Source organism: Rhodococcus sp. PML026 (assembly GCF_000963615.1).
GTDB classification, from domain to species: Bacteria; Actinomycetota; Actinomycetes; order Mycobacteriales; family Mycobacteriaceae; genus Rhodococcoides; species Rhodococcoides fascians.
In genome coordinates this window covers 377,165-397,002 of record NZ_KQ031376.1, presented here as the reverse complement: position 1 = coordinate 397,002, position 19,838 = coordinate 377,165, and the positions used below count along the sequence as shown (strand labels likewise).

17 protein-coding genes and 1 pseudogene are annotated in these 19,838 nt (G+C 64.2%); 12 read left to right on the top strand and 6 right to left on the bottom strand.

What is annotated here, in order from left to right; all coding sequences use genetic code 11:
- Positions 1 to 8: 8 nt before the first annotated feature.
- Positions 9 to 1,166, bottom strand: a complete 1,158-nt coding sequence (locus VF34_RS21390) for a beta-ketoacyl synthase N-terminal-like domain-containing protein (protein ID WP_032368854.1) — start codon at positions 1,164 to 1,166, stop codon at positions 9 to 11.
- A 191-nt stretch (positions 1,167 to 1,357) separates the two neighbouring features.
- Here VF34_RS21390 and VF34_RS21385 point away from each other — a divergent pair, with 191 nt between their 5' ends.
- Entirely contained in the window at positions 1,358 to 2,965 is a 1,608-nt protein-coding gene (locus VF34_RS21385) for a diguanylate cyclase domain-containing protein (protein ID WP_032368855.1), read from the top strand.
- Positions 2,966 to 3,038: 73 nt separating this feature from the next.
- Positions 3,039 to 3,980: a glycoside hydrolase family protein gene (locus tag VF34_RS21380; protein WP_442970698.1), complete on the top strand. Its 942-nt coding sequence runs from the start codon at positions 3,039 to 3,041 to the stop codon at positions 3,978 to 3,980.
- A gap of 15 nt (positions 3,981 to 3,995) precedes the next feature.
- Here VF34_RS21380 and VF34_RS21375 read toward each other — a convergent pair whose 3' ends face one another.
- The 3 genes from VF34_RS21375 to VF34_RS21365 form a co-directional block, all read right to left on the bottom strand.
- Positions 3,996 to 5,015, bottom strand: coding sequence for a phosphotransferase family protein (locus tag VF34_RS21375; protein WP_045842017.1), 1,020 nt, complete (start codon positions 5,013 to 5,015; stop codon positions 3,996 to 3,998).
- The gene (locus VF34_RS21370; RefSeq protein ID WP_045842016.1) at positions 5,012 to 6,220 is read right to left on the bottom strand and encodes an acyl-CoA dehydrogenase family protein; all 1,209 of its coding nucleotides are present in this window, start codon (positions 6,218 to 6,220) and stop codon (positions 5,012 to 5,014) included. Before VF34_RS21370 ends, VF34_RS21375 begins: the two co-directional genes overlap by 4 nt.
- 82 nt (positions 6,221 to 6,302) lie before the next feature.
- The gene (locus VF34_RS21365; RefSeq protein ID WP_032373097.1) at positions 6,303 to 6,932 is read right to left on the bottom strand and encodes a TetR/AcrR family transcriptional regulator; all 630 of its coding nucleotides are present in this window, start codon (positions 6,930 to 6,932) and stop codon (positions 6,303 to 6,305) included.
- 153 nt (positions 6,933 to 7,085) lie between these two features.
- Here VF34_RS21365 and VF34_RS21360 point away from each other — a divergent pair, with 153 nt between their 5' ends.
- The 4 genes from VF34_RS21360 to VF34_RS21345 all read left to right on the top strand — a co-directional run bounded on the left by VF34_RS21360 (position 7,086) and on the right by VF34_RS21345 (position 11,273).
- Positions 7,086 to 8,723, top strand: a complete 1,638-nt coding sequence (locus tag VF34_RS21360) for a class I adenylate-forming enzyme family protein (protein ID WP_045842015.1) — start codon at positions 7,086 to 7,088, stop codon at positions 8,721 to 8,723.
- Positions 8,720 to 10,012, top strand: a complete 1,293-nt coding sequence (locus VF34_RS21355; RefSeq protein WP_032372980.1) for an MFS transporter — start codon at positions 8,720 to 8,722, stop codon at positions 10,010 to 10,012. The genes VF34_RS21360 and VF34_RS21355 overlap by 4 nt, the downstream gene beginning before the upstream one ends.
- 70 nt (positions 10,013 to 10,082) lie before the next feature.
- Positions 10,083 to 10,418 (top strand): DUF2834 domain-containing protein, encoded by a 336-nt coding sequence (locus tag VF34_RS21350; protein WP_135046238.1) that lies wholly within the window; start codon positions 10,083 to 10,085, stop codon positions 10,416 to 10,418.
- A gap of 30 nt (positions 10,419 to 10,448) precedes the next feature.
- Complete coding sequence (locus tag VF34_RS21345) at positions 10,449 to 11,273, top strand: dienelactone hydrolase family protein (RefSeq protein WP_045842014.1); 825 nt, start codon at positions 10,449 to 10,451, stop codon at positions 11,271 to 11,273.
- A gap of 41 nt (positions 11,274 to 11,314) precedes the next feature.
- On the opposite strand, the gene VF34_RS21340 is transcribed toward VF34_RS21345, so the two are convergent.
- Complete coding sequence (locus VF34_RS21340) at positions 11,315 to 11,680, bottom strand: DUF1330 domain-containing protein (RefSeq protein WP_032372979.1); 366 nt, start codon at positions 11,678 to 11,680, stop codon at positions 11,315 to 11,317.
- A 159-nt stretch (positions 11,681 to 11,839) separates the two neighbouring features.
- Between VF34_RS21340 and VF34_RS21335 the strand changes: the two genes are divergently transcribed.
- A complete protein-coding gene (locus tag VF34_RS21335) occupies positions 11,840 to 12,739 on the top strand; it encodes a 3-hydroxyacyl-CoA dehydrogenase (protein ID WP_082079232.1) in 900 nt (299 codons plus the stop codon).
- A 113-nt stretch (positions 12,740 to 12,852) separates the two neighbouring features.
- On the opposite strand, the gene VF34_RS21330 is transcribed toward VF34_RS21335, so the two are convergent.
- On the bottom strand, positions 12,853 to 14,070 hold the full coding sequence (locus VF34_RS21330) for an RsbRD N-terminal domain-containing protein (RefSeq protein ID WP_082079231.1): 1,218 nt from the start codon (positions 14,068 to 14,070) through the stop codon (positions 12,853 to 12,855).
- 113 nt (positions 14,071 to 14,183) lie between these two features.
- On the opposite strand from VF34_RS21330, the gene VF34_RS21325 reads away from it, so the two are divergent.
- The 5 genes and pseudogenes from VF34_RS21325 (at position 14,184) to VF34_RS21305 (ending at position 19,747) form a co-directional block, all read left to right on the top strand.
- Positions 14,184 to 15,848: an FAD-binding dehydrogenase gene (locus VF34_RS21325; RefSeq protein WP_032401244.1), complete on the top strand. Its 1,665-nt coding sequence runs from the start codon at positions 14,184 to 14,186 to the stop codon at positions 15,846 to 15,848.
- Between the two features lie 2 nt (positions 15,849 to 15,850).
- A pseudogene (locus tag VF34_RS25920) lies at positions 15,851 to 16,761 on the top strand (MBL fold metallo-hydrolase).
- Between the two features lie 114 nt (positions 16,762 to 16,875).
- Positions 16,876 to 17,922, top strand: coding sequence for an ABC transporter substrate-binding protein (locus VF34_RS21315; protein WP_027496182.1), 1,047 nt, complete (start codon positions 16,876 to 16,878; stop codon positions 17,920 to 17,922).
- Between the two features lie 59 nt (positions 17,923 to 17,981).
- The gene (locus VF34_RS21310; RefSeq protein ID WP_080729059.1) at positions 17,982 to 18,971 is read left to right on the top strand and encodes a FecCD family ABC transporter permease; all 990 of its coding nucleotides are present in this window, start codon (positions 17,982 to 17,984) and stop codon (positions 18,969 to 18,971) included.
- On the top strand, positions 18,968 to 19,747 hold the full coding sequence (locus VF34_RS21305) for an ABC transporter ATP-binding protein (protein ID WP_027496184.1): 780 nt from the start codon (positions 18,968 to 18,970) through the stop codon (positions 19,745 to 19,747). Before VF34_RS21310 ends, VF34_RS21305 begins: the two co-directional genes overlap by 4 nt.
- Positions 19,748 to 19,838 lie beyond the last annotated feature (91 nt).

The window sequence follows — 19,838 nt, the reverse complement described above, 5'->3', positions numbered from 1 at the left end:
ACCGTCGCTCACGCAGGAGCCAGCACCACCACCGAATTGTGTCCTCCCATTCCCAGTGAGGATTTCATCGTCAGACCTGGCTCGGCTGCGGTGAATCCGTCGAGCAACTGCGGGTGTCCGTCGGAGACCTGTGGGGCCGCAGGAACCAGTCCGCGATCGAATCCCATGACGGCAGAGATGGTTTCGACGGCCGACGCCGCGCCTTGGCAATGCCCGGTGAGCGGCTTCACCGAATACACCTGCGCGTGTGAGCCGAGCACCGTCTCCAGCATCTCCGTTTCCGCGGCATCGCACTGAGCGGTGCCTGGCCCGTGCGCATTGAGGTAGCGCACCTGGCGCGCCGTGGCACCGGCGTCCGTCAGGGCGGCTTCGAAGCAGTCTCGTACCTGCGTCAGGGCCGGGTCGATGGACGTCGCGTGGAACGCGTCGTGAGTCATCGAACCGCCCAGTACCCGCGCGTACGCAGCATCGCTACGGTTGGTGAGTACGAAAGCTGTTGCTGCTTCGCCCATTCCGAACCCACGACTACCTTCCTGGAACGGTCGGCAGCCCTCCTGAGGTTCCACGTCCACCACCCCGACGCCGAGCGCGACGAAATGGTCGATGTTCTCCGGCGTCAGAGACAGGTCGGTGGCGACGAAGACGACGTCGTCGACGAAGCCGGTATCGAGCCACATCTTGGCGGTGAGAAGGCCGGCATTGCCCGACGCGCACATGGCCGAGACGTTCATCGCCGGGCCGTGAAAGCCGTGCTCCTGCATGAGCAGTGATACCGGGGTCGACGGCATCAGCGTCAGGTAGTCGCGCACCCGCCGCACACCGCCGTCCTCCAGATAGAAGTTGCGCCACTCGTCCACTTCGCCCAGGACGACCGCATGCACCAGACCGACCCGCCGACCGGGCCGCCAGCCCCGAGCGAGTGCGTCGTCGATGGCCTCGCGTGCGGCGCCGCGCAGCGCGCGGCCGAAGCGGCTGGTGCCGTCGTCGGTCTGCCCGCCGTCGGGCACTTTCGCAAGCCACACCGGGTTGCGGCCCGGGTGTGACCGGTTGTGGTGCAAGGTGGCGGCAGCCTTACCGCTGGCCAGACCGGTCCACAATGCGGCCGTACCCCAGCCGTAGCCGGACACTGCGCCGATCCCACTGATGTCGATGCCGTGAGATGTCATGATCGATTCCCGTTCCTTCTCGAGTTGTACGAGCCGTTTTCGGCTGGTTCCTCGATTTAGCCCCGCAAACAAGCACTGGGTCCAGTCGGAAAACGGACATAAGCATCGAACCGTGCAGAAGATTCCGGCTCGGCCCACAGAAGTGGTTGAATCGAGTGTCGACAGACCGCCTACGAACGCGAGGACCGCAGATGGCCCCAGGGGAGCGCGACGTCGTCGGCGACCCCGAAGCCGATCCCGGGTCGCCCGGTCTCGCAGATCGTTATCGGGTTCTGATCGAACACTCGCCCGACGCGATCGTCGTCCACCGGCGAGGCAACCTTGTCTACGTCAACCCTGCGGGGCTCCGGTATCTGCGCGCCGACAGTCTCGGTGCGGTGGTGGGCCGTCCGATCACCGACTTCATCGCGGCCGCGTCGATCGGGCCGATGCTCGAGCGCATCGCCGCCCTGGACGTGCACGGAACCGCCAGTTCGGCCTCCGAGGCGGAGGTACTCGCCCTCGATGGATCGACTCTGACCATGGAGGCGGTCTCGGTCCGCACGGTGTGGAACGGAGAACCTGCATTTCAGGTCATCCTTCGCGACCTCACCGAACACAAGGCCGCACAGAAGGCGCTGCACTATCAAGCCGCGTTGGTCGAGCACGTCAGCGACGCCATCGTGGGGGTGTCCTCCGACGGGGTCGTGTCCAGTTGGAATCCTGCCGCGGAGTCGGTCTACGGACGGCGCGCAGCAGATGTGCTCGGCCTCTCCGTATCGAATGCGGTGGGGGTGCCCTGCGACCCGGTGGCCATTCTGGCGGCCGGCGGTCGGCTGTGGGACTCGCATCTGCGCGCGGACGGGACGGCGTTGGCGATGGTGGTCTCCGCGGCCCAGATGCCCGACGGGTGGGTGTTGGTCTGCGCCGACCAGAGTGCCGTCCGCCGGGCCGAGGAGCATTACACCGCCGTGGTGGAATCGCTGGAGGCAGGTGTCGTCGTACTCGACCACGCCGGTCGCATCACGTCGGCGAACCTCGCGGCGAAGACGATCCTCGACATCAAGGTGGGATCGGCGACGACGGGACAGTCCGCTGTGCTGCCGTTCCGGGTGTACGGCACCGATCAGCAACCCATTCGGCGACTCGAGCACCCCGTGGCCGTCACCGGCAGAACCGGGAAGCCGAGCCAGTCGGTGATCGGAGTCGAACGTCGTCGGGACGGACGACATTTCTGGCTGTCTCTGACTGCGACCATGCTCAACTTCGGCGGCCCGTCACCCTCGATAGTGGCAACGTTCGTCGACGTCACCGATGCCTATCGGACGAGCATGAAGCTCGAACACGCGGCAACACACGACGACCTCACCGGGCTTCCCAATCGCCCGCTGATTCTGGCGCGGCTCGACCAGGAGCTGTCCCGGTCGAGTCGAGAGGATGCCATGGCGGTGTTGTTCATCGACCTCGACAACTTCAAGACCATCAACGACCTGCACGGACATACGGTCGGTGATGCCGTACTCGGTATCGTGGCCGCGCGGTTGACGCGGGCTCTGCCCGACGACGCATTCGTCGGACGCATCGGCGGTGACGAATTCGTGGCTGTGGTGCCGTGCTGTGTGGGGTCGGAGGCGGACGACGTCCGGGCGGAACTCGCAACCCCGATCACGACGGCAGACCGAGAACTGACGGTGACCGCCAGTATCGGCTGCGTGACCGTCGGCAGTGGTGATTCTCGCACGGCCTTGGACATTCTCGACGATGCCGACCACGAGATGTATCAGGCCAAGCCGGTGTCTCAGTACTCGGCACAGTCGTAGGGTTCGGTAACGAACAGGCACGACTGTGCACTGTTGTTACTCGTGGGGCTCGTGCGTCGTACATACTTCAGCGGTGATCAGGACCCTGCGCAAGCACACCCTCGCCATTCCCTTGACGCTCGTCGCCGCCGTCGGGCTGTTGTTCGGCGCAGCGGGGTCGGGTAGCGCTGCGCCTGCGGTCACGTACACCATGGTGGCCTTCAGTAACGACAGCGATCGCAACATGGACGTGTACCAGTCCAGCAACGGAACGGACTTCACCACGGTTGCGACCGCCGCGTACACGCCGCCCTCCGGTGTGGTTCGTGACTCCAGCATCTTCCGAGCCGCCGACGGTATGTACTACGTGACATATACGACGGGCGGCGGCGCGGAGATCGGCTTTGCGCGCAGCGCAAATCGGGTGGATTGGGAATTCTTGCAGAACCTTCCGATCCCGTTCTGCTGCCTGCTGCTGCCCGGGACCGGGGCGGGTACCGGCTCGGCGGGGTCCTCGGAACTCCCGTCTCTGTCCCCGTTCACCACCAAGGCGTGGGCACCGGAGTGGTTCGTCGAGGGCGACCGCGTCAGCATCATCGTGTCGTTGTCTGCCGGCGGAGGGTTCGTGCCGTATCTCATGACGGCGACCGATCCCGGCCTGACGACGTGGAGCTCGCCGGTTCCGTTGGTGGGAATCGTCAACGACCACATCGACACCACGGTGGTGAAGGCCGGGTCGACCTACCACGCCTTCACCAAAGGTGAGAGCAACAAGCTCATCGAACACTGGATCGCGCCCGCTCTGGGTGGTCCCTACGTTCGGGACCTCACCTTCCGCGATTTCGGTCCGTTGAAGGAAGGGCCCGCCGTCGTCGAGTTGCCCGACGGCACCTGGCGGTTGTATTTCGACGACTACACGAACCAGAAGTACTTCTACTCCGACAGCGCCGACCTGAACGGCTGGTCCGCACCTCAGGAGCTTCCGGCGCTGTCCGGAATCGTTCGCCACATCGGCATCATGAGAGAAGCTGCCTAGCAACAGCTTCTGCGGTCAGCCCGCCGACAATGCTCGGAGGCCGGCCGCGATGAATTCTCCTGTTGCGTCGGCGGCGTTGCGTGCTCCGGCACCGGTATCGGAGCCCGACAGTGCCCGGTGGGTGATGCCCTCGCCGATCACACCGAGCTTGAAGTTGGCCAACGCCACGTAGAAGCCCCAGTTGTCCACCTCGCGGCCCGATCGAACGGCGTACTGCTGCACCAGATCCGCCGCCGATGGGTAGCGGTCGCTCGTCCAGGCTGCGTCGGCACCGAGAACGGCATCGAACACGGGTTGCCGGTACACGCACATCAGCGCGACATCGGTCAACGGATCGCCGAGTGTGGACATCTCCCAGTCCACCACGGCTGCAACAGAACTTACGTCCTGGGCATCGAGAATCGTGTTGTCGACGCGGAAATCGCCGTGCACGATGGACGCCGCCGATCGGGTGGGCACCGCGGCTTCGAGGGCGCGGTGAAGTCGGTCGACGTCGGGTAGTTCCCGTGTCTTCACCGTCTGCCACTGACGCGCCCACGTGGCTACCTGTCGAGCAACAAAACCGTCGGGGCGACCGAACTTTTCGAGACCCACGGCCGCAGGATCGACGGCATGCAGCTCAGCGAGCACTCGCACCAATTCGGCGGCGTTGTCTGCGACCTGCTCGTCGGTCAGATCGCGCAGATCCTCGCGTGTGCGCACGACGCGCCCGGGAACGAAACGGACCACCGTCATCGGAGCACCGAGTACGTCACCTTCTCGGTCGAAGGCCACGGTCTCGGCCACCGGCACCGCGGTGGACGCGAGCGCGTCGGTCACTGCCCACTCCCTGGCCATGTCGTGCGCCGACGGGGTCAGGCCACTGGTCGGGGGCCGACGAACCACCCACGTCGAGGTGTCGTCGTACACCTTGTACGTCAGATTGGAGCGACCGCCGCTGATCATCTCGACCGTCAGCTCACCGTCGACATCGATGCCCTCGGCACGCAGGAATCGTTTCAGAGCAACGCGGTTCATGCCCGGTAGGTCACTCATGACTGCTCCTGTGCGGCGCGCTTCGCTGCCCCGACCGCTCGTTTTGCGATGGCCCAGCGATGCACTTCCGACGGGCCGTCGTAGACCCGGAACGGACGTACTTCGCGCGAAAGCCGTGCCAGTGGCAGGTCGTCCGATACCCCGAGCCCGCCGCACATCTGGATGCTGCGATCCACGATGCGAAAGATGGCCTCGGCTGCGAACGTCTTGGCGATGGAGGTTTCGTTGCTCGCGTGGCCGCCGCGATCCAGCTCGAAGCAGGCCTTGATCAAGAGGGCACGGGATGCGGCGATGTCGATCTCGTTGTCGGCGACCATCTTCTGGATCATGCCGAGATCGCCGAGCTTGCCGCCGAACCCTTCGCGCTGGGCCACCTGGGCGACGGCGATGTCGTGCGCCCGTCTCGAGGCTCCGAGCCACCGCATCACGTGGGTCATACGGGCGGGTCCCAATCGCACCTGGGCGTAGGCGAAGCCCTCGTCGACGGCCCCGAGAACGTTCTCGTCTGGCACGAAGACGTTCTCGAAGAACACCTCGCAGTGCCCGCCGATCATGGCTTTGTCCAGGGTGCCGATATGACGGCCGACCGTGATGCCCGGTGTGTCGGCCGGGGCCAGGAACATCGTGGCTCCGCCTCGGTCACCCGGCTTTCCGGATGTACGGGCTATGATGATGAAGAACCCTGCGCCGTCGGCTCCGGTGATGAACCACTTGTGTCCGTTGATCTTCCATCCACCGTCGGTCCGTTCGGCCGCAGTGGTGAGGGCAGAGGGATCGGAGCCGGCACCCGGTGCCGGCTCGGTCATCGCGAATGCAGATCGTTGATCGCCGCGGGCGAGAGGGGCGAGGAATTGATCCTTCTGTGCCGGCGATGCGATGTGCGCCAGCATGTGGACGTTGCCCTCGTCGGGTGCGCCGAGATTGAGTGCGATGGGGCCGAACAGGGAGTAGCCCGCTTCCTCGAACACCGGTGCGCGGTCGCTCATCGACAGACCGTGCCCACCGTATTCGACGGGTGCGTGCGGTGCGAACACGCCCGCTTCCTTGGCTGCGGACTGCATCTCGACCCGGAGGCCGTCGCCGCCTGCGTCGGCGATATTGCCCAGAAATCGATCCTCGATCGGGAGCACGTATTCGCGAGTGAACGTACGCGTTCGGTCGATCAGCTTCTCGACGTCTGCGTCGAAGGTGAGGTCGATGGCCATTCTGCACTCCCTGGTCGATACCGACCGAACACTCGCTCGGTCTCTTGAAGACTGGCATACACGCAGGTTTCGGTCAAGGAACTCACGTCCTCTGTACAGTGCCTCGGCCGGTAGCAGCACCGACCGTTCGGCGTGCGATATCGAGGTACACCTCGACCAGTTCGGCCGGCGTCAGCGGGCCATCGGGTCGGTACCAGGTGGCGACTCCGATGCACATCGTGGTGACGGCCCGGCTGGCATCCGCGGGGTGCGGGGTGTCGAAGACCCCGGACTCGACTCCGTCGGTGACGATGGCGTCGAGCAGTCGTTGCTCTTCGTCGCGCTTGGCGATGTAGGCGGTGCGGTTGGCCGGCTCGAGACTGCGAATCTCGGTGGAGCACACGAACGCGGCATCGCGGCGATGGATATGGAACAGCAGCAAGGACTCCACCACCGCGTCGAATCGGTCCTTCGGCGACGAACCGGCCCCGTCCATGGCCGATCGAGTCCGGTGCAACAGTTCGTCCATCGACGCATTCATGATGCCGACCAGGAGGGCCTGCTTCGACGGAAAGTGGTGATACAGACCGGGAACCGACAAGCCGGCACCCGCGGCGATCTGCCGCACCGACGTGCCGTGGTAGCCCTGCTCGACGAAGATGCGCAAGGCCGACGCCAGCGCTGGGGACAGTGCCGCGCCCTCGTATGTTCGCCAGTCGCCGATCGAGGTCATGCGATCACCGTAGAGGGCAGAGCGAACTGGGCCGGGCGTTCGCACCGGGTTGACACCAAAGTTGTGATCCGCAACACTAGCGAGACAGCAGACCGAACGAGTGTTCGGTCGGTCCACGTGGGCCGAAAGTCTGCTCGAGCGGAAGGGCCGTTCATGACCCTCGACAGCGCGACCGGGCCTGCGACTGTTCTCGACGCCTGGCGTAGCCGAGTCGCCGACACCCCGGACCGGCCGGCGCTGGCGTACTTCGACGCCGTGCTCACGGTGCGCGAGGTGGACGAGGCGTCCGATGCACTTGCCGCCGCACTGTTCGATCGAGGAGTGTCACAGGGCGATCGCGTCGGCATCTATCTGCAGAACATTCCGCAGTACGCCTTGACGTTCCTCGCGTTGTGGAAGATCGGGGCGGTCGCGTTGATCCTCAACCCGATGTACCGCAACCGTGAACTTCGCACCTTGATCGACGATGCAGAACCTGTCGCGCTCGTCTGCGACGAACACGATCTCGATTCTGTGGGGGCGACGTTGCGCGGCAGTTCGATTCGACTGCTCGTGAGCACCAGCGGACTGGACCTGCAGACACGCGACGACCCACGAGTCTTTGCGTCGACGTCACGCGTGACACCCCGGCCCGACGACGATCTGATGGGTCTGATCGACCGCTACCGTGGTCGATCTTTCCCCGAAATCGATCCCGAGCCGGACGATCTGGCGCTACTGGCCTATACGTCAGGAACCACGGGTCCGCCGAAAGGCGCGCAGATCTCGCACGCGAACGCCTTCGCGACTGCCCTCGATTTCGGGGAACGGGCCGGTCTCGACGACGGCGACGTCGTGTTTGCCGTCGCACCGCTGTTTCACATCACCGGCGCGATGCTCGACGCGGCGGTGGCCCTGATCCGCGACTGCATGCTCGTGTTCGCGCATCGTTTCGACGCGGCAGTCACTCTCGACGCTGTCGTCGAGCATCGCGTCACCTACACCATCGGTTCGATCACGGTGTTCAACGCGATCTCCGCAACCGAGGGTGCGACGAGGGCCCACTTCGAGTCGGTGAAGGCGTTGTATTCCGGAGGCGCACCTATTCCGCCCGCCACCGTCGCCGCGTTCGAGTCCCAATTCGGTTGCTACATCCACAACGCATACGGGATGACCGAAACCACGGCGGGAGTCATTGCCGTGCCACCTGGCGTGCGCGCGCCGGTGGACGCGGCCAGCGGTTCACTGTCCGTCGGGTTGCCTCTTCCGCGCGTGACGTTACGAACGCTCGACCCTTCGGGCCGGCCGACACCCCCAGGACTTGCAGGGGAACTGGAGATCTCGGGTCCGCAGGTGGTGTCGGGCTACTGGCGCAATCCGGACGCGTCCGAGTCGACGATGCCAGAGGGACGTCTGCGCACAGGCGACGTGGCGATCATCGACGAACACGGCTGGGTGTATCTCGTCGACCGGCTCAAGGACCAGATCAACGTGTCGGGATACAAAGTGTGGCCCCGAGAGGTCGAAGATGCACTCTACGAACATTCAGCGGTGTTCGAGGCCGCTGTGGTGGGCAGGCCGGATGACTATCAAGGGGAATCGGTGGTTGCGTACGTGTCACTCCGGCGCGACGCTACCACGACGCCGGATGAACTGATGGCCTTCGCGCGTGAACGACTGGCCGCGTACAAGCGTCCGAAATCCATCCACATCATCGACGAACTTCCCAAAACCCAAACCGGGAAGATTCGACGTGCAGCACTCAAACCTGTTCCTGTGAAAAAAAATTCGATCGAAAGTGGCACTCCATGACTGTCGGATCATCGCACGACACCCGCTCGACACCGGATATTTCCTCACGGAAGAAATCGTTGTTCGCCAGCACGATAGGCAACGTACTCGAATGGTACGAGTGGAGTGCCTATGCAGTGTTCGCGCCGTTCATCGCGGCGGCCATGTTCAGCCAGGCCGATCCTGTCTCGGCATTGCTGTCCACGCTTGCGGTGTTCGCCGTCGGATTCCTGATGCGGCCTCTCGGCGGCATCGTGTTCGGACGCATCGCGGACAAGAAGGGCCGCAAGTTCGTTCTTGTCACCACGATGCTGATGATGGCAACCGGCAGCTTGCTGATCGGCATCATGCCCACCTACGGTGCGATCGGGGCGTGGGCCTCGGTACTGCTGTTGCTCGCACGCGTCATGCAGGGTTTCGCGCACGGCGGCGAGTCGGCAACGGCGTACTCCTACGTCGGCGAGATCGCACCACCGAACCGACGTGGCATGTGGGGCAGCGTCGCGTTCGTCGCCATCTTCGGTGGATCGGCTCTGGCATACACCGTGGGTGGCGTCATCACCTCCACCCTGTCGGACTCTGCTGTCGGGCAATGGGGTTGGCGCATCCCCTTCCTCCTCGGCGCGCTCCTCGCGCTGTTCGCTCTCTACCTGCGCAAGAACATGGACGAGAGCGAGGTGTTCGACTCGGAGCAGAACAAGGTCGAACAAGAACCGATCGCGCGTAAGACCGTCGTCAAAGCGATCGTGTTGATGATCGGAATGACGTCGGGAATCACGGCGGCGCACTACACCTGGACCTCCTACGTCTCGACGTTCGCCATCACGCAGCGCGGGATGAACCCGGACACCGCCTACTGGATGCTCGTCGTCGCGCAGTTGATAGCGCTGGTGTCGCTACCGTTCTTCGGTCGCCTTTCGGATTCGATCGGTCGGCGGCCGATGCTGGCGGCATTCGCAGTGCTGATGTTCGTGCTGCAGATCCCGCTGACGATGCTGATCTCCACGCAGTGGTGGTCATTGCTGCTGCCGTCGACGGTGGCCCTGCTCGTCATCGCCGTCCCGGCCTCGATTCTGTCGTCGACGTTGTCGGAGAGCTTTCCCACCCGACTCCGAACGCAGGCAATCGGATTCGCCTACTCGTTCTCGGTTGCGGTGTTCGGTGGAACGGCACCGTATCTCAACCAGCTGTTCCTCGGGTTGGATCTGGGCTGGGTCTTCGGCGTGTACATCATGTTCCTCGCTGCCCTGACCGGAGTCGCTTGCTTCTACATGAAGGAGACCAAAGGCATCCGGCTCGAGGACGTCTGACTCGGACCGGCCGACTCGGTCGAATCGAACGACACGCCGGTAGTGTTGCGCGGTGCTCTACGTTGAGGTCATGAGAACCGCAGACGCCACTCGTCGACGCCTCCTGCTGCTGCTGACCGTCATCGGCTTCGTCGTCCCCAATGCCTACGTCGTCGGCTACTTTCGCGAGCACGGGGTGAGCGCGGGCAGCGCAGCGAAGTTCTTCTCCGAATGGGTGGCGTCCACGCCGACGCGAGCCTTGACCGCCGATCTCGGTATCACCAGTATCGCTTTCGGGATCTGGTCCAGAGGGGATGCGAAAGATCACGGCGTCAAACATTGGTGGCTGGTTCCCGTCGGTACCGGCTCGGTGGGAATTTGCTTCGCGCTTCCGCTGTACCTGTTGCTGCGTGAGTATTCGCAGTGATGTCGCCGATCGAGAAAGAGGACCGCTTCGATGACAGATGACGCCCTTGCCGACTTCGAGCGAACCGAGTTCACCGCAGACGGGCGCACGGCGCCTGTCTATCGAATCGGCACCGGGCCGGCGGTCATCGTGATGTCCGAAATGCCGGGCATCACGCCGAGAGTGGCGGATTTCGCGCGCACCGTCGCCGGGATCGGATGCACCGCGATCGTGCCGCACCTGTTCGGCGTCGACGGTAAAGATCCTTCGACCGCGCCCCTGGGCGTGCTCGGGACGTTGGCAACGATCTCTCGCGCCATCGTGCCGGCGTGTATCAGTCGAGAATTCACCATCCTGGCCACCGGCAAGTCGTCGCGAGTCGTGGTGTGGCTGCGTGCTCTGGCGGCCGAGGAACACGAGCGGTGCGGCGGACCGGGCGTCGGTGCCATCGGAATGTGCTTCACGGGCGGGTTCGCCCTGGCCATGGCCGCCGACGATCGATTGATCGCACCGGTGCTGTCGCAACCGTCACTTCCGTTCGCGGCATCGAAGTCACGCAGTCGTTCCATCGACATCAGTGCCGGCGACCTTTCGAAGGTGAAAAGCCGTTGTGCTGCGGGAGATCTCACTGTTCTCGGTATGCGGTTCCAGGGCGACACGATGTGTCCCCCTGCACGGTTCGAGTTTCTGAGGGAACAACTCGGCGACGCATTCGTCTCCGTGGAATTGCCCGACTCCTCGTTCAATCCGGAAGCCTTCGGACCGCCGCACTCCGTCGTGACGGAAGGACTCATCGACGAGCCGGGTCAGCCGACGCGGCAGGCACTGGACCAGGTACTCGATCTGTTCCGCAGTAAGTTGCTCGCAACGCCGTGAAGCCCCGCGGCGCGAACACGATGCGAAGCCGAAGGTCGAATTCACGACCACGGAATCGTGGCCTGCAGAACCGCCTCCTTCAGCGCGGCGGTCCGTAACGCCGTCACCGTCTGATATTCGGGATCGGCCACCATCTCGCTGAACGCCTTACGTGACGGGTACTGGACCATGAGGACTGCATCCCAGGCCTGCCCGTCCTCGGCGGCAAGTGCGGTCGAACCGTCGCCCGCGTACAGCACCGTCGCGCCGTAGCGCGGGAGGAAAGTCTCGTCCAGTGCTTTCGCATATTCTGCGTAGGAGTCGCGACCGCCCTCGGCGAAACGAAGCAGGTTGAGCATCACCACCGGACCACCGGGGTCTTCTTCGAGGTAGCGCTTCAGGTCTCTTCCACGGGGATCGACAGCCATCGTTCGAGTATGCGTGAACCGTGGATCCTGTGGAGTGTAAAGCGTTGTCGTCGGTCGAGTCGATCCACTGTTGGACCCCACGAGGCGGTCGCTCCGCGCTCAGCGGTAGAACTTGGAGAGCGCGAAACCAATGACTCCATCAAGGGAAGTGTGTCGTCCATGACCGATGTTGAGAACGTGACCGTATTCGGAACCGGAGTGCTCGGTTCACAGATCATGATGCAGGCTGCCTACCACGGAAAAACCGTTGTGGGATACGACATTTCCGACGAACTTCTAGCCAAGCTGCCGGACCGCTGGGAATGGATGCGCGGATACTACAAGCGTGACCTGAAGACTTTCGACGAGGCGCGCTTCGACAAGGCCATCGAATCCATCACGACCACCACCAGCGTCGCGGAGGCTGTTTCGGACGCCGACCTGGTGATCGAAGCAGTTCCGGAGGATCTCGACCTGAAGAAGAAGGTCTGGTCTGATATCGGCGCGTCCGCCCCGCCGAAAACTATCTTCGTGACCAACTCGTCATCGCTACTGCCCAGCAGTTTCGCCGAGGCCACCGGGCGGCCGGAAAAGTTTCTCGCATTGCATTTCGCCAATCTCGTGTGGCGATACAACACCGGTGAGGTGATGGCAACTGCTGCAACAGATCCTGTCTACTTCGATGTCGTATTGAGCTTTGCTTCGGAGATCGGTCTCGTTCCCGTTCCGGTCCGAAAGGAAATTCCGGGATACGTGCTGAACAGTCTGCTGATCCCGCTGCTGCAAGCGGGAGCCAACCTCTACGTCGGCGGGGTTGCCAATCCGGCGGACATCGACAACGTGTGGCGCATAGCCACCGGGGCACCCGCCGGTCCGTTCCAGATATACGACACTGTCGGCTTCAACGTCGCAGCACATATCGCGCGCGCACACGGTGGCGAGGATCAGGTCAAATTTGCCGACATACTGCAAAAGGGTATCGACGCGGGAAAGACCGGTCTCGGGGACGGTGAAGGCTTTTACACGTACGACTCCGAAGGCCGGCGACTCGATGTTGTCGAGTCGTGGAACATCAACTGAATCGCTCGATCCCGCCTGTCGGTGATCCTGGGATCGACGACCCGGGCTCGAGTAATCGGACATGGGCGCATGTGCGCATGACCACCGGCGACGCCGAATTCAGCCGAGCCGGGTCAACCGAGTTGGCGTAGTTGTATCGCGGTGTCCAGCGCCAACCGATGCCACGCCGAACGCGGATCCCGTCCGGTCAGTTTTTGAGCCCGGCGCAGTCGATAGCGCAAAGTCTGCGGGTGCACCTGCAGTCGGGCGGCTGCAGCCGTTGCTGTGCCGGTGGAGATGAAGGCCGAAAGGCCGTGCAGGATATGCTCGTTCGCTGCCTCGGTCAGCGGGCCGAGCACGCTACGCACCACCTCGCTCGTGTCGGCGGTCGGGCGCGCTGTCAACAGTGCCAACAGCTGACCGTCGCCCTGATCGAGCAGTGCCCGGCCGTCGAACGCGTGATCCGGTGCGGTCTCGAGCGCTTCCGAGGCGAGTCGCCACGAACTGCTGATATCGGTAACGGTCGATCTCTCCACGAGGCATCCGCGCAGCAGCAGATCCCGACACGCGAGGTCGACCTCGGCGCGATGGATCGACGGCGGCAGCAGCGCGATCGCGCGTTGTTCGCGCCGAGTGCACAAGTGCGTCCGTTGATCCGCCGTTGTGGTGCGGTCCGGAGGGACGAGGCCCATCGCAAGCACCAGAGACTCGACGGTGTCGTCGGACATGGGTCGGCCCGGATCGGTGGACTGCACCACGAGCAGGTTCGGTTGCGTGGGCAGCTTCAGGTCGAGTTCGCGAGTACGGTCCGACACCGTCCCGGGTGAGTTGTGTCTGGCAGCCAGCAAGTCGTCGAGCAACGCGGCGTGCGCCTGCGCACGGTTGGATGTGAGCTGTTCGCGCGCAATGACATACGCACCGATGATCTCCTCGGATATGGCGTCGATCGCGTCGAGCACGCCCAGGCCGAGTTCGGCGATGTCCGGCGGGTCGAGTACTTCCAGATACTCCGTTGTCACGTGCCGAACGAACACGCTCGACGCGACTCGATACGCGCGCAGCACATCGGCCAGCGGCCGCCCGTCTGCCGCGCGTGCGGAACCTATGGCTCGGAATCTCTTGTGGTCGCGGTCGTCGATCGTCCGATCGCCGTGCGCCCACAGGGCCATCAGCCGCCTCAGTGACCAATACGCGATGGCCTCGACATCGGCCAATTGTGGACCCTGCAGTGACTGGTAGACCGGGATCGCGTCGCGAATCGCGTGTACTGCGGATGCGACGACGGGGCCCAGATTCGATTCGATCTTCGCGACCACGGCGACCCGCGCCGGGTACATCGATCTACCTCGCACTCTTTATCAGCACCTGATAAATCCTATACTCATTCGACTCGATTTCCTTGAGTTCCGACGCCGACGACAGCACAGTCGAGGGAGACACCCGGGTCGAGCAGAAGAGTGGGGCAATGGACGCAGACGTGATCGTGGTGGGGGCCGGCTTGGCCGGACTGGTGGCAACCGCCGAACTGGCCGACGCGGGAAAGCGCGTGCTGCTCCTCGACCAGGAACCCGAGCAGAACCTGGGTGGTCAGGCCTTCTGGTCCCTCGGCGGACTGTTCATGGTCGACACGCCCGAACAGCGTCGAATGGGCATCAAGGATTCTGCGGAGCTGGCGTGGCAGGACTGGCTCGGCACAGCGACGTTCGATCGCGGCATCGACGACCCTGCAGGGGAAGACTACTGGGGTCATCGGTGGGCCAGGGCATACCTCGATTTCGCGGCAGGTGAGAAGCGGTCGTGGCTCCACGCTCAGGGAATGCGATGGGTCCCCATCGTCGGATGGGCCGAGCGCGGCGGCTACCTGGCCGAGGGGCACGGAAATTCGGTTCCGCGATTCCACCTGACGTGGGGCACCGGGCCGGGTGTCGTCGCGCCGTTCGAGCGCCGCGTACGTGAGGCTGCCGACAAAGGACTGGTGCGCTTCGGTTTTCGGCATCGGGTCGACGGATTCGTCGTCGACGGGGGAGCGGTGGTCGGAGTTCGCGGTGCGATGCTCGAAGCCAGTGCAGCGGAGCGAGGGGCAGGAAGTACCCGCGTCGAAGTGGGTGAGTTCGAGCTCCGCGCCGGTGCCGTGCTGGTGACGGCAGGTGGAATCGGGGCCAATCACGATCTGGTGCGCGAGAATTGGCCGGCGCGGCTCGGGACGCCGCCGAAGTCGTTGATCTCCGGAGTGCCGGAACACGTCGACGGCCGAATGCTCGGCATCACCGAGAAGGCCGGCGGCCGCCTGGTCAACAAGGACCGAATGTGGCACTACACCGAAGGCATCAAGAACTGGAATCCGATCTGGAAGAACCACGGCATCAGAATCATTCCGGGCCCGTCGTCGATGTGGTTCGATGCCCGCGGGCAACGGTTTCCGGTTCCGAACTTCCCCGGATTCGATACGCTGGGAACGCTGAAAGCGATCCAGGACAGCGGTTTCGAGTACTCGTGGTTCGTATTGACCCAGAAGATCATCGAGAAGGAATTCGCGTTGTCCGGGTCGGAACAGAACCCGGACATCACCGGCAAGAACCTCAAGCTCGTTCTCGGGCGGGTATTGCCCGGTGCCAGCGAACCGGTGGAGGCATTCAAGAAGAACGGCGAGGACTTCGTCGTCGCAGATTCTCTCGAAGAATTGGTCCAGGGCATGAACCGAATCACCGGCGAGGACTTGATCGACGGTGTCGACCTCAGGCGTCAGATCGAGTCGCGAGACCGTGAGGTGGACAATCCTTTCACCAAGGACCTGCAGATCTCTGCCATCCACAATTCCCGGCGCTCGCGCGGTGAACGCATCGCGCGGACCGCTGCACTTCACAAGATTCTCGATCCCAAGTCGGGTCCGCTGATCGCGGTGCGGTTGAACATCATCACTCGAAAGACGTTGGGCGGCATTCAAACCGATCTCGACGGTCGCGTTCTCGACTCGATGGGCAATGCCGTCGAGGGGCTGTGGGCTGCCGGTGAGATCGCCGGATTCGGCGGCGGCGGTGTGCACGGCTACCGGTCCTTGGAAGGAACCTTCCTCGGTGGATGCATCTTCGGCGGACGGCAGGCAGGGCGAGCCCTGGCGGCGCAGGCGTGAGAGTGCCGCGTTCGCTCGGTAGACCCCCACTGCCCGGTGCGGCCGACATCGCCACCACGGCATCGGCGAATCCCCGCTCCCCGGTGTCGGTCTCGTTTCTCGGGGTGAGCACGCTGCTGTTCGACGACGGCGAGTCGGCGATCCTGACCGACGGCTTCTTCTCGCGTCCGTCCCTGCCGAAAACCCTTCTGCTGCCGCTACGTTCGGACGGCCCGAGAATCGACAGTGCGTTGCGTAGGGCGGGCATCGGGACGCTCGACGCGGTGGTGTGCGCGCATTCTCATTTCGATCATGCCCTCGACTCCGCAGCGGTGGCACTGCGCACCGGCGCTGCCCTGGTCGGTGGTGCTTCGACCGCACAGATCGGGCGGGGCGCATCACCGTCGTCGCCGACGGTTCCGCAGTCGAGCTGGGTCATTTCACCGTCACGTTCGTCGAGTCGGTTCACTCGTATCCCGACCGAGCTCACGGGACGATCGACCGGCCACTGCGGCAGCCTGCTCGGGTGCGAGCGTTCCGGTGCGGTGAGGCGTGGTCGATGGCAGTCGAACACCGTCCGAGCGGCAGGCGAGCTCTCGTCCACAGCAGCGCCGGGTTCCGAGCGGGCATGCTCGACGGCCTTTCCGCCGAGGTGGTGTACCTGTCCATCGGTCAGCTGGGGCACCGAACACGCGAGTACATCGACGAGTATTGGCGGGAGACGGTGTTGTCGGTGGGGGCTCGGCGCGTCGTGCTGACGCATTGGGACGACTTCTTCCGGCCCCTCGACAGGCCGTTGCGGCCGCTGCCCTACGCCTTCGACGACATGCGCACCTCGCTCGACGTATTGACCGCCTGTGCACGCAGAGATGGGGTCGAACTGCAGTTGCCGACGCTGTGGCGGCGTGCGGACCCCTGGGCAGACATGGTCTGAGGCACCGAACGGGAGCGACCGAAATGCGCGGCGGTCGTCGAGCAAGATAGGGCAGGGTATCCTCTCCTCTTGTTCGTCCTCCCGCTCAGTACGTCGAGAAAGTTCGGTCACCCCGTGAAAAAAGGTACGAGGCGCGTCGCTGCCCTCTCGTCGCTGGTTCTTGCTGCAGGTCTGATCACCGCATGTGGTGAGTCCGAGGAGGTGTCGCAGACCGCGGCCACGGGCGGCGACGGCAAGACCGTCTACCCGCTCGTACTCGACAACTGTGGCCAGTCGGTGACCGTCGATGCTCCGCCGCAGCGAGTGGTGTCTCTCGATCAGGATTCCACCGAGATCCTGCTGTCGCTCGGTCTGCAGGATCGCATGGTCGGGACAGCGTCGTGGACGGATCCGATCCGCGAGAATCTCGCCGAGGCGAACGCATCCGTTCCGCGGTTGGCAGACAACGCGCCGACCTACGAGGTGGTGCTCGACACCGACCCGGATTTCGTGACCGCGTCGTTCGGCCGCCATTACAAGCAGGGCGGTGTCGCAGACCGTAGCCGCTTCGCCGAATCGAACATCGAGACGTATCTCGCACCCACCGACTGTGACAACGGCCTGAGCGTCAACGGTGGCAATCCCCGGACGACCCCGTTGACCATGGACGCGCTGTATCAGACCATTCGCGAAACGGCCGAGGTGTTCGACGTCCAGGAACGCGGTGAGAGCTTGATCAGCGAACTGCAAGGCCGTCTGGACGCGGCCACATCGGGCAACGACAAGACCGGTGAGAGCATCGCGTTCTGGTTCGCAGACACCAAGAGCCCGTACTTCGCCGGCCGCTCCGGAGCGCCTGCCCTCCTCGCCGATCAGGTCGGTGCCACCAACGTCTACTCCGATCTGCAGGACGACTGGGAAGCGGTCGGGTGGGAAACAGTGGTGGACCGCGATCCGTCCGTGCTGGTGCTCGGAGACCTACTCCGCAATCGGTTCCCCGGGGACAAGCTGGAGGACAAGATTGCGTTCCTCGAATCGGACCCGGTCACCAGCACGATGGACGCGGTGAAGAACAAGCGGTACATCTCGCTGCACGGCGCCGAGATGAACCCCTCGATTCGGCTGGTCGACGCCGTCGAGAAGCTGACCGCAGGACTGAACCAGATCGGGCCTCGGTCCTGAGCGCCACCACGGCCGAGCCGAGCGTCTCGGCGAAACGACAGATCGGCCTGCCCGCCGTCATGATCGGCGGGGTTCTTCTTCTGGTCGTCTCCGTGGCGATCGCGATGACGCTCGGGCCGGCGCAGATCTCGTTGGTCAACGTGCGTGACGTCGTGCTCAACCACCTGGGACTGGCGGACATCCCCGTCCGGGTGTCCAAGAACGCGATCGTGTGGGAAGAACGTCTCCCCCGCAGCCTCGTGGCAGCTGCATGCGGCAGCGGCCTCGGGATCTGCGGGGTCATCATGCAGTCGCTGCTCCGCAATCCGCTCGCCGACCCGTTCGTGCTCGGCATCAGTTCCGGCGCGTCCACGGGAGCGGTGCTGGTCGGGATCCTCGGAGTCGGTGGGGCCGCGCTCGGACTGTCCGGTGGCGCGTTCATCGGGGCACTGGTGGCGTTCGGCTTGGTGCTGCTGCTCGCTCAACTCTCCGGTGGCAACAACGACCGCGTGATCCTGGCCGGAGTGGCGTCGACCCAGTTGTTCTCGGCATTGACGTCCCTGGTGATCTTCGCGTTCGCCGATTCCGACGAGACCCGCGGCGTCATGTTCTGGCTGCTGGGCTCGCTCGAGGGTGTTCGCTGGGACGACGTGATTCTGTGCGCCGCAGTCGTCGCGGTCGGGACAGCCGTCTGCTTCTACTACGCATTCGTGCTCGACGCGTTCTCGTTCGGCAACGAGGTGGCGTCCTCGCTGGGCATCCCGGTACGCAAGGCTCGCATCGCACTTCTGGTCGTGACCGCCCTCATCACGGCCACCTTGGTGAGTGTGGCAGGGGCGATCGGATTCCTCGGGCTCGTGTTACCGCATGCAGCGCGGTTCCTCGTCGGCTCGAGGCACGGTCGGCTCGTGCCGGTCACGGCGTTGATCGGGGCGGTCTTCATGGTCTGGGTGGACGCGGTGTCACGCGTCGCGTTCGCGCCGACGCCGCTGCCGGTCGGCGTGGGCACCGCACTGGTGGGCGTCCCGGCATTCATCGCCATCCTGTCCAGACGGAAGAAGGCGTCATGACACTCTCGGCAACCGATGTCACGTGGCGTCGCGGCGGTGCGCTGGTTGTCGACGGGGTGTCCCTCGAGCCCGGCCCGGGCGATACCGTCGGGCTGCTCGGGCCCAACGGATCCGGCAAGTCCTCGCTGCTGCATCTGATGAACGGTGCCGTCAGGCCGACGTCGGGCGTGGTGACCCTCGACGGAACCGAGCTGTCCGCGATGCGGCGCAAGGACGTCGCGAAGATCGTGGCCGTGGTGAGTCAGCACGCCGACACCGACTTCGACATCACCGTCGCCGACGTCGTACGGCTCGGCCGCATTCCCCATCGAGGAGCGTTCGGCGGAGACGCAGCTGCAGATGCGGCGGCCGTGGATTCTGCACTGCGGCATACGGGTCTGGCAGGAAAGGCTCATTGTCTGTGGCATCAGCTGTCCGGCGGAGAACGGCAGCGCGCGCAGATCGCGCGCGCCCTGGCTCAGGAGCCGCGGGAACTGCTGCTCGACGAACCGACCAACCATCTCGACATCCATCATCAGCTCGAATTGCTGGCGCTGGTCGCACGGTTACCCATCACGAGCGTCATCGCACTGCACGATCTGAACCTGGCGGCGATGTTCTGCACGCAACTCGTGGTGTTGTCCGAGGGCCGGGTGGTGGCAGCAGGCGCACCCGCCGACGTACTCACCGAGGAGTTGATCGCGCGGGTGTACCGCGTGCGTGCCCATGTGACCCTCGATGGACCGAACAACAGTCCGTCGATCCGATTCGAGCCCGGCCTCGGGGCGCACGTGTAACTCGACCTGCCGATCGAGTCGACTGGTTTCACCATCGACCATCACCGTCAACATCGCCGAAACATTTCTCGCGCACGATGGTCGCGCCGAA

Coding starts and splice junctions, on each gene's coding strand:
- VF34_RS21335 (WP_082079232.1), top strand. CDS start 11,840: ATGACCGATGTTGAGAACGTGACCGTATTCGGAACCGGAGTGCTCGGT.
- VF34_RS21390 (WP_032368854.1), bottom strand. CDS start 1,166: ATGACATCTCACGGCATCGACATCAGTGGGATCGGCGCAGTGTCCGGC.
- VF34_RS21350 (WP_135046238.1), top strand. CDS start 10,083: ATGAGAACCGCAGACGCCACTCGTCGACGCCTCCTGCTGCTGCTGACC.
- VF34_RS21345 (WP_045842014.1), top strand. CDS start 10,449: ATGACAGATGACGCCCTTGCCGACTTCGAGCGAACCGAGTTCACCGCA.
- VF34_RS21360 (WP_045842015.1), top strand. CDS start 7,086: ATGACCCTCGACAGCGCGACCGGGCCTGCGACTGTTCTCGACGCCTGG.
- VF34_RS21375 (WP_045842017.1), bottom strand. CDS start 5,015: ATGAGTGACCTACCGGGCATGAACCGCGTTGCTCTGAAACGATTCCTG.
- VF34_RS21365 (WP_032373097.1), bottom strand. CDS start 6,932: ATGACCTCGATCGGCGACTGGCGAACATACGAGGGCGCGGCACTGTCC.
- VF34_RS21305 (WP_027496184.1), top strand. CDS start 18,968: ATGACACTCTCGGCAACCGATGTCACGTGGCGTCGCGGCGGTGCGCTG.
- VF34_RS21325 (WP_032401244.1), top strand. CDS start 14,184: ATGGACGCAGACGTGATCGTGGTGGGGGCCGGCTTGGCCGGACTGGTG.
- VF34_RS21310 (WP_080729059.1), top strand. CDS start 17,982: ATGATCGGCGGGGTTCTTCTTCTGGTCGTCTCCGTGGCGATCGCGATG.
- VF34_RS21340 (WP_032372979.1), bottom strand. CDS start 11,680: ATGGCTGTCGATCCCCGTGGAAGAGACCTGAAGCGCTACCTCGAAGAA.
- VF34_RS21385 (WP_032368855.1), top strand. CDS start 1,358: ATGGCCCCAGGGGAGCGCGACGTCGTCGGCGACCCCGAAGCCGATCCC.
- VF34_RS21370 (WP_045842016.1), bottom strand. CDS start 6,220: ATGGCCATCGACCTCACCTTCGACGCAGACGTCGAGAAGCTGATCGAC.
- VF34_RS21355 (WP_032372980.1), top strand. CDS start 8,720: ATGACTGTCGGATCATCGCACGACACCCGCTCGACACCGGATATTTCC.